Raw genomic sequence first — 13868 nt, forward strand, 5'->3', positions numbered from 1 at the left:
TCCCTGGATCCCGCGGACAAGCCGCGGGACGGCGGAGAAATGGTAGAGCTCAATCCATGAGTGATGCGTGGTTGTGGCACAATCCGTGCCCGGCCGCCCCCGATCCACGTCGTTTCTTCGCGCGTCTTTTTGCGTGAAGGATCTCCTGAAAGCGGCATGGTGCCAATATTTGGAGATCCTTCGCGCAAAAAGACGCGCGAAGAAACGACGTGGATCGGGGATGACATAACAAATTAAGGCATACATATGATAATCGACATGTTTCCAGGACAAGGTTCCCAACACGTAGGAATGGGTAAAGATCTTTTCCCCGGCTATCCTCAAGAAATAAAAGAAGCATCAGAACTTCTTGGTTACGATGTGGTTGATGCCTGCCTGAATGATGACGGCCAAAAACTGAATTTCACCCAATACACTCAACCGCTGCTGTATCTGGTATGCACCCTTGCCTACCTGAATAAAAAAAGTAAACCCGATGCCGTAACCGGACACAGCCTTGGACTCTACCCTGCTCTGTTCGCCGCAGGAGTAGTTACCTTTACCCAAGGTTTATCCATAGTAAAAGAACGGGCGCGATTAATGGCTCAGGCACAAAACGGTTCCATGCTGGCCGTCATCGGAGCCGATTGCGATAAACTCGATGATCTGCTGGTTAGTCTTGGTTTCACTGATGTGGACGTAGCCAATGACAATACCTACACCCAGCGGGTACTCAGCGGTAAAAAGAATCGCCTTGATGAATTAAAGCCCTTACTGCAAAACCACAACTTTCGTGTAGTCTCTCTTGCTGTAAGTGGCGCATTCCACTCGCGTTACATGAAAGAAGCAGCCAGTGCCTTTTTTAATTTTTTAACGCCATTCCAATTTGCTGAACCACAAATTCCCGTTATTTCCACAACCCATGGCGGACTTATTACAACCAGCCATTTACTTGAGGAACTCGCCTATCAATTGGTTCAACCGGTACGATGGCGACAAAGCATTACCCAGATCATAAGCAACAATCCACAAGTTATCTTCAATGAAGTTGGGCCAGGCCATGTCCTGACCCAACTGAATCAACAGATTTTGGCTCACAACAAGGATTCAAAGTGAAAGAAATAATTATCATCGGTGGCGGCGGTGCCGGCATGGGCGCATTATGGGCGCTCAGTAAAACTCATGATGTGACTTTATTAGAAGCAGGCGCTGAAATTGGTGGCCATGCCTACACCCATGAAGTGCAGGTCAATGATAAAAAAATTGCAATAGACATGGGGGTGGAATACATACACGAACGCTTGTCCCCCAATTTTTTTGCCTTGATCAATCAGCTGCAATTACCAAGCTACATAGCCCCTCTCTCCTTTTGTGCTTTCAGCTCAGAAGACAGAGAACACAATTATTGGAGTAACAGCCGCCTGGGTGGCACACTCAATGAGCGCTTCTTTGATGAAATGAATCGTTTTCATAATGATCTGCAAAGTCTGGTATTTAAAAATAAAGATGCTTTAAAACGATTGTCAGTAGGTGATTTTGTCAAGCAAAGGAATTATTCTGATGACTTCGCTAAACAGGTTTTACTTCCCATTTTAACTACCTTTTCCGGATGCCGCGCCCCATCACTGGATTATTCATTACTCTACGTGGCTTTATCCTTTAACATGAACCTTTTATCCTTTTTCTCGCCCTGCCACTGGCGTAAATTATCTGGTGGAATTCACCAGTATTTACTCAAACTCTCGGCACAATTACAGGATAAAATTCGCTTGAATTGCAAGGTCAAACACGTTGCCCCTCAGGCGGATAAAGTGATTATCACCCTGGATAATAATGAAACCATGGAAGCAAAACGGGTGGTTTTTGCCTGTCAGGCTGAAATCGCATTGAAATTAATTAAAAATCCGGATGCCTTGCAACAAAAAATATTGGCTGCTTTTGAGTATGTTGATGTGCAATCGAGCCTGCATACTGATAAGAGCGCACTGAATTTACCCCAGCAAGCCAATGAGTATTTTCAATTCGAATTGGCAGACACTCCAAGCTACGATTTCCCCGGCTATTTGACCCGGGTAATCAATCACTTACAACCCTATTATCAACTGGAACAAGAACTTTTCGTAAGTTTTGATAGAGCAGAAACCCTGGATAGTGATAAAATAATCGTCACTAAAAACTGGCGCCTGCCAAAACTGCGTCCCAAAGATTTATGGAATAAAATGCAGGTTCATACGATTCAGGGGAAAAATAATCTTTGGTATTGCGGTACGGATTATTCGTTGACGGGTCATGAAGGGGCAATGGTTTCAGGGCTGGTCATAGCTCATCATCTGGGTGCTGCCTATCCCTTTGAAGAGAACTGGCTGGCCAAAGCACAATTTAACACCATAAAACAATTTATGGGAATTTATTCCAAAACAGAAAAAATAAAAACCGGAGTCAATCAGAAGGCATTCTCTTTGGCAAAAAAATTAAAAATAAACCAAAAATTTGCTCATCATGTAATGAGTGAGCTTTTATTTTAATTGAGAGATACTATGAAAGTAGAATTTAATGAAGCCAGTTTATTAATATTTAATATGCAACTTGATCTCATTCCCCTGTTGGAAGACAGTGCCAATTTAACTCATAATTGCATCTGGCTTGCTGATTTGTTCCATACTCATGGTCTTCCTGCCGGCCTGATAGCCCATGATAAACTGGGCAAACTGGCCCCATCACTGCTGGAGATTGCCCCCGATGCCACCCTGTTAAAAAAGCATCATTTTTCCATTACTGATGAACCGGCAATTATTGATTATTTGAACGGATTGAATAGAAAGCAAGTGGTTATAGCAGGAGCAGAATCCCATGTATGCATTTATGAATCAGTCACTGATTTAATTAATTTGGGATATGAAGTTTTTGTATTAGCTGATAGTATTTCGGCTCGCAACAGACAAGATAACCAATATGCATTGCAACGTTTAAACAAAACAAGCTGCCACTTAATCACTAAAGAAATGCTGTTTTTTGAATTAATTAAACATTCCGAGCGGCCTGATTATCTGGATCTGGCAATGAAATTTTTAGATGGCCGTTATATTCGATAGGAACGTCACAATGAAAGCAACAAAATCCTGGTCTTATGCCAGTCAAACCTTAACTTTATTATTCATCATGTTCATTGATGGTGTGGGCATGTCTCTTGTATTGCCACTAAGTGGGGATTTATTTTCACCTGGGGCTTATTCGCTTTTAAGTGCCACAAGCCCTGCCTGGCTCAATCAGTTTTATTATGGTGCAAACCTTGCCGCCTTTTCTCTGGCCATGATTTTCGGTGCCAGTATTCTCGGACAACTCTCTGATAAATACGGCCGGAAACTGACACTTAATTTATCCTTGCTGGGTGCTTTGGCGGGTTATTTGCTCTGTGCCCTTGCAGTGGTCATAAAAGAACCTTCGCTGTTTATTATTGGCCGGATTATTGATGGTTTAACTGCTGGCAGTATTCCAGTTGCCCAGGCTATCCTTACCGACCTCGACAGCAAATCCAGTCAAATGACGGGTATAGGCCGTGTGATGTTTGCTGTGACTTCGGGCTATATGCTGGGGCCTGTGATTGCAGGCAGTGCTTATATAGGACAAAGTTCTAACCATTATCTTCCCTTCGTACTCATTGCCCTTTCCTGTTTATTCAGTATGGGATTTTTAAGTTTGATTAAGGAAACAAAGGGGGCAGCTACTGAGCCTCAGAAGTTAAATCTGTTTAATGCCTTAAAACCGGTTATGGCCTTATTTAAACTGGCCTCTTTGCGCAGCGCTTTGTTGAGTTTTTTCCTCTTTCAATGTGCGTGGACACTGTTTTACCAGTATCTGCCCAAAATACAGATTGGCAACAGTGCATTTAATCATCAGGAATTGAATACCTTGATGGCCGCAGTTGGCGCCGCCATGTGTTTTGCCTTTTGTGTTGCAGTGCCTAAATTGAAATTATCCCCCGTGAAACTGATTATGTGGTGCTTTGGTTTATTTACCCTTTTTAACTTTAACCTGTTACAAGCTGGCCTGGATTATGGGAGTTTCACTTTTCTTGCAGTGAGTATGGCCTTGCTCTATGCCATAGGCTATTCGGCCATGCTGGGCTTTATATTGTCCATATCAAATGATTCCGAAAAGGGTTTAATCCTTGGATCCATTGCTTCAATTTGCGCGATTTCTGCAAGCCTTACTGCCATACTGGGCGGCTATTTAAATGCTTTAAGTAATTATGCATTTTTCAGTGTGCTCTTGTTAATGAGTTTTACCGCGTTGATGATTTTTTTGAACTTATCGCGCGCCCACACCCTAAAGGCTGCATAAATGTCGAGAATATTGATAGAAGCCAAAGGACTTGGCTTTCATCCAGCACATAAACCCAATCCGATCTATGCGGATTTGGACGTATGCCTGACCGATGCAACCCATTTTATGGTGGGTGATAACGGTTGCGGCAAATCTACCCTGGCTAAAACGCTGGCACAACCATCCAGTCAGGTCAGTCATTTTGGTGTAGTGGGTTATTTAAATCAGGAGTTAAACCCCTTTGCAGGCACTGTTGCTGAAAAGCTCAATATCGCTGCCATTCTGGATGCGTTGCACCGTTGTGAAGAGGGAGCGCTGTCTGAAAAGGATTATGATCTTTTGGAAAATAATTGGGACATTAAAGCCGTTCTTGAAAAGCAACTCGATGCTTATGGCTTACCCAATACTATTATCACCGAGCCTTACATCTCATTAAGTGGTGGCATGCGAACCCGGCTCAATTTACTGCATCTTGAAAGGCAACAATGTGACTTTTATATTCTTGATGAACCCTCCAACCATCTCGACAGAGCAAGCAGGGATTGGTTATTGCAGTGGATTAAGTTACATCCTGCTTGCCTGATCATTAGCCATGACTTGACGCTATTAAAACAAAGCGAAATCATCCTGGAATTAAATGTCAAAGGCTTGCATCGTTATCAGGGAGGCTGGGAAGATTATCTGGCCTCTAAAAAGCAACTGGAACTTGAAGTAGAAAGAAAAGTAGCTCAAACCCAGCATGTTCTGGCGGACAGTTTAAAAGCGAAGCAAAAAAATCAGGAAACCTTGCAGGCTAAACAAAATAAGGCGCATAAGGACAGACAAAATTCCAATCAGGCTAAACTGATTTTGGATAAGAAAAAAGCAACAAGTGAAGCTACTGGTGCTCGAATTGCCGGCCTGAATGAGAAACGGGTTACGGATGCAAGCAAAGCTTATGCAGCAGCAAAACAGGAACTCATCGAATTAAAGCCGCAATCATTCAGGGTGTCTCCAGTTGAGTCACAGAGCAAACAGCATGTGATTCTGGAGCAGCTTGTCCTGCCTCATGGTTATAATAAACCTATTGATTTGCAACTCGCATGCGGCGAGCATTTGTGGCTATCTGGTGATAATGGTTCGGGCAAATCTACTTTATTAAAAATAATTCAGGGTGCTATCAAACCTAAATCAGGCTCGGTCAGCAGGCCAAAAGATGCTGCTTTTCTCGATCAGCATTTTACTTTTCTCGATCAGGAAGACAGCGTACTGAATAATTTTTCCCGTTTATCACCCGGTTTAAGTGAAGCGGAATACAGAACGGTGCTGGCTCAATTACGTTTAAGAAGAGAAGCTGCACTCCAGGCTGTATCCACCTTGAGCGGTGGTGAAACCTTAAAACTGGCTCTCGCAGTATTGTTCAGTGGTCGTAACTCTCCCTCCCTGCTTCTTCTCGATGAGCCCGACAACCATCTTGATCTGGCATCTAAGGAATTATTAATACATGCCTTAAAGCAATATCAGGGATCTATTATTCTGGTGAGTCACGATATCCATTTTGTAAAGGCACTGGAGATTCATCGCGAATTTCATTTGCCGATGTGAAGATCCAGAACCGTTCAGAAGCGACATCTTTTACCTTCCTGCGATCCGTTCGTGCTGATGAGGAGCGGTCTTTTTGCGCCGTCTCGAAGCATTGGCAGAGGATTTTTGCCTTGTGCCTGCTTCGAGACGGGGTTACCACCCCTCCTCAGCACGAACGGGCCGGTGGGTGGGATGGGATAAGAAAACCCTTATTTCGAATTAACATCAGTTCTGAATAACACCATAGCTTTTTTTCGCACTCGCACAATCCGTTCGTGCTGAGGAGGCGCGGCTTTTTGCGCCGTCTCGAAGCACTGGCAGAGGATTTTTGCCCTGAGCTTGCTTCGAGACGGGGTTACCACCCCTCCTCAGCACGAACGGGCCGGTGAGTGGGATGGGCTAATAAACCCCTTATTTTCGAGGTCACATCAGTTCTGAATTACACCGTAATCTTTTTGGCACTCGCACCATCCGTTCGTGCTGAGGAGGCGCGGCTTTTTGCGCTGTCTCGAAGCATTGGCACAGACTCTTTGCCTTGTGCCTACTTCGAGACGGGGTTACCACCCCTCCTCAGCACGAACGGGCCGGTGGGTGGGATGGGATAAGAAAACCCTTATTTTCGAGTTCACATCAGTTCTGAATAATACCGTAACCTTTTTTGGCACTCGCACCATCCGTTCGTGCTGAGGAGGCGCGGCTTTTTGCGCCGTCTCGAAGCATTGGCACAGACTTTAGCCCTAAGCATGCTTCGAGACGGGGTTACCACCCCTCCTCAGCACGAACGGTTCAGTGAGTGGGATGGGATAATAAAACCCTTATTTTCGAGTTCAGATCAATTCTGAATAACACCATAACTTTCTTCCAATCACCTGAACCAAAGCTCGAATGTTTTATGGAAGCCAAAAATAGAATAAAGAGGGCAGGATCTAAGTGACAACGAACCAATGTTTCCCGCATTACGCTGATACTAATATGGGCACGAATCTGGTTTTGTAGCCCGGTCTGCTTGCAGTTGACTCTTGATCACATCTTTGCCATTACCCGATCCACGTCGTCCTGAGCGCGTCTTTTGGCGCGAAGGATCTCCAAATACTGGCACCATGCCTCTTTCAGGAGATCCTTCGCGCCAAAAGACGCGCTCAGGACGACGTAGATCGGTGTAGAAGAGACAGCTTTGCAGCCGGGGTTGTGAGTTCGTTATCCCGGCTGCAAGCAGACCGGGCTACGCGAGACAACGAAGAACTTAAGTAGCTTATATTTCCATTAAATCTTTTTCTTTGGCAGCCAGAACAACATCTACCTCAGCAATGTACTTATCAGTCAGCTTTTGAACCACATCAGCTGCACGACGCTCATCATCTTCAGAAATGGATTTATCTTTAACCAAATCTTTCAATTGGTTGTTTGCATCTCTTCTGATATTACGAATGGACACTTTACTTTGCTCACCTTCATTACGTACTACTTTAATCAACTCCTTTCTGCGCTCTTCAGTTAGAGGAGGCATAGGCACACGAATTGCGCTACCCGCAGTAGAAGGATTTAATCCCAGATCCGAGTTCAAAATAGCTTTTTCTACTGCAGCCACCATGGACTTTTCCCAGGGAGTTACCATAATAGTCCGTGCATCACTGGTAGTAACAGTTGCTACCTGACTTAAAGGTGTCAAAGTTCCATAATAATCCACCTGCACATGATCCAGTAAGCCAGCGTTTGCGCGCCCGGTACGAACTTTTGTCATGTCCACTTTGAGTGACTCAATGGTTTTTTTCATTCGCGTTTCTGAATCTTGCTTGATTTCATTGATCATGATTCGCTCCAACTATAGTTCCTACTCGTTCCCCATTAACAATTCGTTTTAAAGCATTGGGAGCTGCCATATCAAAAACCTGTAATGGCATGCCCTGATCCTGACATAAACAAATTGCCGTAGAGTCCATAACTTCCAAACCCTTGGTTAATACTTCTTTATAAGTCAAATAATCATAGCGCTTGGCGTCAGGATTTTTAAAAGGATCATCAGAATAAACACCATCTACCTTAGTCGCCTTTAAAACCACATCAGCCCCTACTTCAATAGCTCTCAAACAAGCGGCAGTATCAGTAGTGAAGAAGGGATTGCCAGTACCCGCAGCAAAGATAACTACATGTCCAGTACGTAAATGAGTAATAGCTTTGCGTCGGTGGTATGAATCAACCACCCCCAGCATAGGAATAGCAGACATAATACGCGCAGGCATATCAATGCGCTCTAAAGCATCACGTATAGCCAAAGCATTCATGACAGTTGCCAACATTCCCATATGGTCGCCAGTCACCCGTCCAACACCCGCTTTAGAAAGTGCTTTTCCGCGGAATAAATTACCGCCACCAACAACCAGGCCGACTTCTACTCCCATTTGAATTAATTCAGCAACATCTCGCGCCAGAGTATCAAGCACGGAAGGATCTATGCCAAACTGCGACGAGCCCATCAGGGCCTCGCCGCTACATTTGAGTAAAATACGTTTGTATTTTAATTTCTGCTGGTTGTCACTCATCATGAACGAACCTGAGCCATCACTTCTTCAACGAAATTATCTTCTTTCTTTTCTATACCTTCACCCACTTCATAGCGAATGAATGAAACCACTTCGGCATTTTTCTCTTTTAAGAGCTGACCTACTTTAATATCAGGATTCTTAACAAAAGGTTGACCTAACAGGCTGACTTCATCAATGAATTTGTTGATACGGCCTTCGATCATCTTGTCGATAATTTCTTGTGGCTTACCGCTTTCTTTAGCTTGGGCTGTGAAAATTTCACGCTCATTTTCAATCGCTTCTGCAGAAACCTGGTCACGGTTTACTACAATTGGCTTGCTTGCCGCAATGTGCATCGCGATGTCTTTAGCAAGCTCTTCGTTGCCATTTTTTAAAGCTACCATAACACCAATACGTGAACCATGCAGGTAATAACCAATAACGCCATCAGCGCAATTAATTCGTTCCATACGACGTAATTTGATGTTTTCACCAATTTTTGCAACCAATTGCTGTCTGGCTTGCTCGACTGTAGTACCAGCAGCTAAGGTCAAATCAGATAATGCGGCAACATCAGTAACTGAACTGTTCAATGCAGCCTGAGCAACAGTGTTGGCAAAATTAGTGAAGTTTTCGTCACGAGCTACGAAGTCAGTTTCACTGTTAATTTCCAGCATTACAGCGGAACGCTCATCAGCAGAACGAGCAACAATAACAATACCTTCAGCAGCAACCCTGTCCGCTTTTTTATCCGCTTTCGCCTGACCTGCTTTACGCATTTCAGTGATTGCCAATTCGATATCACCGTTAGTAGCTATCAGAAACTTTTTACATTCCATCATGCCTGCGCCAGTGCGCTCACGAAGTTGCATTACCAATCCAGCACTAATTGTTGACATTTTCATTTCTCCACATAGCAAAAAGGGGGCAAGTTAAATAACGCCCCCTTTATTCAAATATTAATTATTCCCCGGTTTTTTCTGCTTCAGAAGCATTTGAAGCAACTTCAACAAACTCTGAATCAGACGACATGCCGCCACCAACAGTGTTGCTGTGTTTGCCATCTAAAATTGCATCTGCAACGCAACGAACATAAATATCAACAGCTCTCATTGAGTCGTCGTTACCAGGAATAACATAGTCAATGTTATCAGGGCTATTGTTTGTATCAACAACACCAATAACAGGAATCTTTAAGCGACGCGCTTCTTCAACAGCAATGTGTTCGAAACCAACGTCAACAACAAAAAGAGCATCAGGCAAACCGCCCATGTGTTCAATTCCGCCTAAACCACGATCCAGTTTTTCCAGTTCGCGAGTCAGCATTAATGCTTCTTTTTTAATCATGTCATTAAACAGACCTTTTTCTTTCATCTCTTTCAGTTCTTTCAAACGGAAGATTGACTGACGGACTGTTTTGTAGTTGGTCAACATACCACCTAACCAACGGTGATCAACATAAGGCATGCCACAACGTTTCGCGTGTTCGCGAATACTTTCTTGAGCTGCTCTTTTAGTTCCAACAAATAAAATTTTAGCCTTGTTAGATGCCAGACGACCAACGTAGTTTACTACGTCGTTTAACATTGGCAGTGTTTTTTCAAGGTTGATAATATGGATTTTGTTTCTTGATCCAAATATGTACTCTCCCATTTTAGGATTCCAGAATCGGGTTCTGTGTCCAAAATGAGCGCCCGCTTCGAGCAATTCACGCATGCTTACTTTCATTATTTTATTCTCCAGGGTTAGGCCTCCACGTTTCCCATACGAAACCCACAAGGGACCCTAACGTATGTGCCGAAACGTGTGTGTATTTAAAGCGCCGTATTTATAACATATTGAGAGCAATTCATCAATCAAATTAGTAGATAGGACTATATTTATTTATTGTGTTTGATCTATACTGCATCCAACATGGATGGAATCAAATTCTCACAGTGGAAGATGAGTTTAACTTAAAAACACAAGAGGGAAACGAATATGAGTAAGAAAATTATCTGGTTATCCGCTTTGCTGCTGAGCTTGTTTGTTGTACAACCAACTGTTGCCTGTTCAGTAAGTAACTCCAAACACTGCCATTGCAATGATCACAAAAAATTATCAAAAGCTTTGAATCTGACGGCAGATCAAAAGGCGAAAATAAAGGCAATCAGAGCACAGGCAAAAAGCGGCTTTAAAGCAAATTACAAACAATTGCATGATCTGAGAGTGCAAATTAACGCTTTGGCGCAAACCGATACAGTTGATGAAACAAAACTGGATTCTTTGATTAACCAGAGAAATAAAATCAGAGCTGCGATGATAAAAAGTCAGGTGATGATGCAACATCAGATTTACATGCTGTTAACTGCGCAACAAAAGCAACAGTATCTGGAAATCAAAAAACAACAAGCAGCAAAACATTCCTGATGTTAGCGCAGCTTAAAATACATAAAAACTGTAGCCTTGATGCAGCGATAGCGTAATCAAGGTTTTCATCCTAATAAGATCTGACAGAAAAAACCCTTGATTACGCTATCGCTGCATCAAGGCTACCCGCTGTGCCACTCCCAGATCCCCGTCGTCCTGAGCGCGTCTTTTTGCGCGAAGGATCTCCAAATATTGGCACCATGCCGCTTTCAGGAGATCCTTCGCGCAAAAAGACGCGCTCAGGACGACGTAGATCGGGGAATGGTAAGTAACCGTTCAGGGGGTATGGGCTTATGTGTACTCGAACAGCCAGATTTGAGCTCAGTTTGAGAGAAAAACCCGCGAAATGAGCGGAGCATAGGTGGCTATGTGAGCATCATTTCGCGGGTTTTTCTCTCAAGATGAGCCAAATATGGCTGTTCCTTCAATAGGGCTGAACTCTTACTATGCATATTATGTACCACCCAAATCAGGTAGTATATTTAAGCCAAACCGGCATTACCCGATTTAAATAAGTCATAAATTTCCACAACCCTACCTGCGATTCCACACTACCAAAAGGATCTGTTTTCAACTCAGGATAAGCAATCCCAAAACCAAAAAGTCCGGGACCAATAATTCCTACATGAGGATTATGTTGTGTCTCTTCATAATCACCGATAATAATGTTTCTGCGCTTTTCAAAACCCACGGCATAAATCACTTTATCGCATTCCGGCAGATAACGTGCAATATTGGGCTCTGTGGTATTGTATCGCACCAGATTAGGGGGTAAAACGCCGTCTATATTCTCTCGTGCCCAAGCTGCGGTTTGTCCTTTCAGGCCGGTATTATCAAATAAAATCCAATCCCCCATGTCCAGGGCATAGCGGCAGGGGGAGCGATAAAAGTTAATTACTTTTTTCACACCCAAATCGACCAGATAACGCAAAATAATGACAGCAGAATGCGATGAACCAAAAACAGCAAAAGTATGATTCACATCAGCCAAAGCCGCCAGTTTTTCTTTATCAATTGCATAGTCAAATGGAATTACATCAACACCGGGATAATTCAGGCTGGAGGGCAAGGCACCGGTAGCTAAAATAACATGCTCTGCTTTAAATTCTTCTGTCTCGGAATATAAGAACCACAGACGTTGCGACAAATGCATTTTATGAATGCTGGTATGAACTGCTGTTACTTGTTCTGTAAGGCGATCAGAAACCCATTGTAAAGGCTCAACTACATGACTCAACGTGCAGGTATGCTCCGGATCTAACTGATTTAAGGAAAAATCATATTCAACCTCCTTGTAAGAAAAGGAAGAGGCTGCGTGTAAAAAGTCAATGAAGTATTTTACTTTGGTATTACTGGACACATTAGCCCAGAGCTTCCCTAGGTCCCCAACTTTAAAATGGGGATCAATCCACAAAATATCAGTAGAGGAAATTCCCTGATCCAGCAGCTTGCCTACAGCGGCAATACCCGCAGGCCCTGCACCGATTACAGCCCATTTAAAGGTTTTACTTGTTGTCTGTTTCATCTGTCTTGCCCTTTTACTGTAAAGCCAATAACCCATTTAAAATTTTGTTTCCTAACAGGCTGGCCTTACCATGAGTATTATTAGTAAGAACAACAACGCCTAATTTCCTTTCTGGTGAAAAACCAATAAAGGTATTAAATCCCTGATTACGTCCGTTTTTAGTAATCAATAACTCTTTGCCTCTTTTAATCCGTTGCCAGCCTAAACCCATAGCAAATTTGGGTTTGACTTCAAAATAAGGTTGTTGGGCTAGCTGCATGGCTGATAAAAGTGCAGGAGAAGTTCGTGCTGTTTTTATGCCTAAATTGGCTTTCATAAACAGTAATAAATCAGCTGAAGAAGAGCGTAAAGCCCCTCCTCCCAGCAGATTTGCAGCCACGTATGGAGGAGCCATTATATTATTTGGGCGATAGCCTTGTGCGGCCATAAAGGATTTATCTTGAGGCACGTCAAAATAAGTATTTTGCATTGCCAGAGGAGTGGTTATTTTCTGTTGCACCAAAACAGGTAAAGAAACCCCTGTAGCTCGTTCCAGAACCAGCCCTAAAAAGCCAAATCCAATATTGGAATATTTATATTGAGTACCAACAGGCACCTCAGGCTTCCAGGCTTTCAATCGATTTATAAAAGACGCAATATCACTGCGTGCCACACCAAACTGTTCCATTTGGCGAGGAAAACTTGCGGTATGAGTTGCAAGCTCAGTCACAGTAACCTGGTCTATTGGCAGTCCTTTGGTATGGGCAAGCCTGGGAAGATAGCGTACGACAGGATCTGACAAACTCATTTTGCCTGCCTGTACCTGAACCGCCAGAAGTGTACTTACGAATACTTTAGTGATTGAGGCCAGTTCAAAGATAGTATCCTGAGTGACAGGAGTATTTTTTTTAGTGTCGGCGACTCCATAATTAAAATAATAATCCTGTCCCTGAAAATAAATGGCAATAGCTACTCCGGGGATTTTATTGGAGCTGATAAAAGGTGCAGCACTATCGCTCATGAGTGAATTCACTTCATCCGTAACTTGAGCTATGGCAAAGGGAGCAGACAGGAAGAAGAGTAGCGATGAGATAAACCGGGTAAAACATTTTAATTTCATGACAGGCATTCCTTCATTAAGCCTTTAAGAGATTAGTGTCAATGTACCCGGAATTTGTTCCTGTTTCCAGAGTTCCGAACGATGCAGCTCACCTTTACCTGTTTTAAAATAGGCGTAGCCTTGAGGCAGCGATAGCGCTGAGTGATCCTCTCATAATTTTAACCTGTAAAAAGATGCAAATAAGCAGGATGATCAGCGCAAGTGGCCCCTCCACCTCCGGGGGAGGGTGCCCGACAGGGCGGGTGGGGGGATCAAAAAGAGAACTCATTTAAGGTAGAAAGCTCTAAAACAAAATGGTCTATTTGATAGAAACTCCTTTTTTGATCCCCCCATCCGCCCTGTCGGGCACCTTCCCCCGGAGAGGGGAAGGCGATCCTGCATAGTTCTGAGTGATACTCAATATGAGAGGATCTCTCAGAGCGATAGCGTAATCAAGGTTTTCATTTAT

At 43.4% G+C, this 13868-nt stretch carries 12 protein-coding genes; 6 read left to right on the plus strand and 6 right to left on the minus strand.

Translation table 11 applies throughout. The features are described 5' to 3' along the window. The first annotated feature begins 246 nt into the window (after positions 1–246). From B094_RS0107940 to B094_RS15915, 5 genes are read left to right on the plus strand one after another with little or no spacing between them, the layout of a single operon-like run. Positions 247–1095 carry an ACP S-malonyltransferase gene (locus B094_RS0107940; protein ID WP_018577279.1) on the plus strand — a complete coding sequence of 283 codons (849 nt, stop codon included), beginning with the start codon at positions 247–249 and terminating at the stop codon, positions 1093–1095. Beyond that, on the plus strand, positions 1092–2504 hold the full coding sequence (locus B094_RS15905) for an FAD-dependent oxidoreductase (RefSeq protein ID WP_018577280.1): 1413 nt from the start codon (positions 1092–1094) through the stop codon (positions 2502–2504). The genes B094_RS0107940 and B094_RS15905 overlap by 4 nt, the downstream gene beginning before the upstream one ends. Positions 2505–2516: 12 nt before the next feature. Further along, positions 2517–3071, plus strand: a complete 555-nt coding sequence (locus tag B094_RS0107950; RefSeq protein WP_018577281.1) for an isochorismatase family protein — start codon at positions 2517–2519, stop codon at positions 3069–3071. 10 nt (positions 3072–3081) lie between these two features. Further along, positions 3082–4320, plus strand: a complete 1239-nt coding sequence (locus B094_RS16880; RefSeq protein WP_018577282.1) for an MFS transporter — start codon at positions 3082–3084, stop codon at positions 4318–4320. Further along, entirely contained in the window at positions 4321–5886 is a 1566-nt protein-coding gene (locus B094_RS15915) for an ATP-binding cassette domain-containing protein (RefSeq protein WP_018577283.1), read from the plus strand. A 1231-nt stretch (positions 5887–7117) separates the two neighbouring features. On the opposite strand, the gene frr is transcribed toward B094_RS15915, so the two are convergent. The 4 genes from frr to rpsB all read right to left on the minus strand — a co-directional run bounded on the left by frr (position 7118) and on the right by rpsB (position 10118). Beyond that, the gene (gene frr, locus B094_RS0107965) at positions 7118–7675 is read right to left on the minus strand and encodes a ribosome recycling factor (protein ID WP_018577284.1); all 558 of its coding nucleotides are present in this window, start codon (positions 7673–7675) and stop codon (positions 7118–7120) included. Further along, the gene (gene pyrH / locus B094_RS0107970) at positions 7665–8408 is read right to left on the minus strand and encodes a UMP kinase (RefSeq protein WP_018577285.1); all 744 of its coding nucleotides are present in this window, start codon (positions 8406–8408) and stop codon (positions 7665–7667) included. The genes frr and pyrH overlap by 11 nt, the downstream gene beginning before the upstream one ends. Continuing rightward, positions 8405–9286 (minus strand): translation elongation factor Ts, encoded by an 882-nt coding sequence (gene tsf / locus B094_RS0107975; RefSeq protein ID WP_018577286.1) that lies wholly within the window; start codon positions 9284–9286, stop codon positions 8405–8407. The genes pyrH and tsf overlap by 4 nt, the downstream gene beginning before the upstream one ends. Before the next feature lie 64 nt (positions 9287–9350). Then, positions 9351–10118: a 30S ribosomal protein S2 gene (gene rpsB / locus B094_RS0107980; protein ID WP_155823726.1), complete on the minus strand. Its 768-nt coding sequence runs from the start codon at positions 10116–10118 to the stop codon at positions 9351–9353. 249 nt (positions 10119–10367) lie between these two features. On the opposite strand from rpsB, the gene B094_RS0107985 reads away from it, so the two are divergent. After that, positions 10368–10796, plus strand: coding sequence for a Spy/CpxP family protein refolding chaperone (locus B094_RS0107985; RefSeq protein WP_018577288.1), 429 nt, complete (start codon positions 10368–10370; stop codon positions 10794–10796). Between the two features lie 469 nt (positions 10797–11265). On the opposite strand, the gene B094_RS0107990 is transcribed toward B094_RS0107985, so the two are convergent. Both B094_RS0107990 and B094_RS0107995 read right to left on the minus strand, forming a co-directional pair. Further along, complete coding sequence (locus B094_RS0107990) at positions 11266–12321, minus strand: FAD-dependent oxidoreductase (protein WP_026253941.1); 1056 nt, start codon at positions 12319–12321, stop codon at positions 11266–11268. A gap of 13 nt (positions 12322–12334) precedes the next feature. After that, complete coding sequence (locus tag B094_RS0107995; RefSeq protein ID WP_018577290.1) at positions 12335–13420, minus strand: serine hydrolase; 1086 nt, start codon at positions 13418–13420, stop codon at positions 12335–12337. Positions 13421–13868: the final 448 nt, after the last annotated feature.

It is taken from the genome of Legionella shakespearei DSM 23087, from assembly GCF_000373765.1.
GTDB classification, from domain to species: Bacteria; Pseudomonadota; Gammaproteobacteria; order Legionellales; family Legionellaceae; genus Legionella; species Legionella shakespearei.

Bases quoted from the DNA above. Each gene is read 5' to 3' on its own strand.
- B094_RS0107940 (WP_018577279.1), top strand. From the start codon at position 247: ATGATAATCGACATGTTTCCAGGACAAGGTTCCCAACACGTAGGAATG.
- B094_RS0107950 (WP_018577281.1), top strand. From the start codon at position 2,517: ATGAAAGTAGAATTTAATGAAGCCAGTTTATTAATATTTAATATGCAA.
- B094_RS16880 (WP_018577282.1), top strand. From the start codon at position 3,082: ATGAAAGCAACAAAATCCTGGTCTTATGCCAGTCAAACCTTAACTTTA.
- B094_RS15915 (WP_018577283.1), top strand. From the start codon at position 4,321: ATGTCGAGAATATTGATAGAAGCCAAAGGACTTGGCTTTCATCCAGCA.
- frr (WP_018577284.1), bottom strand. From the start codon at position 7,675: ATGATCAATGAAATCAAGCAAGATTCAGAAACGCGAATGAAAAAAACC.
- pyrH (WP_018577285.1), bottom strand. From the start codon at position 8,408: ATGATGAGTGACAACCAGCAGAAATTAAAATACAAACGTATTTTACTC.
- tsf (WP_018577286.1), bottom strand. From the start codon at position 9,286: ATGTCAACAATTAGTGCTGGATTGGTAATGCAACTTCGTGAGCGCACT.
- B094_RS0107985 (WP_018577288.1), top strand. From the start codon at position 10,368: ATGAGTAAGAAAATTATCTGGTTATCCGCTTTGCTGCTGAGCTTGTTT.
- B094_RS0107990 (WP_026253941.1), bottom strand. From the start codon at position 12,321: ATGAAACAGACAACAAGTAAAACCTTTAAATGGGCTGTAATCGGTGCA.
- B094_RS0107995 (WP_018577290.1), bottom strand. From the start codon at position 13,420: ATGAAATTAAAATGTTTTACCCGGTTTATCTCATCGCTACTCTTCTTC.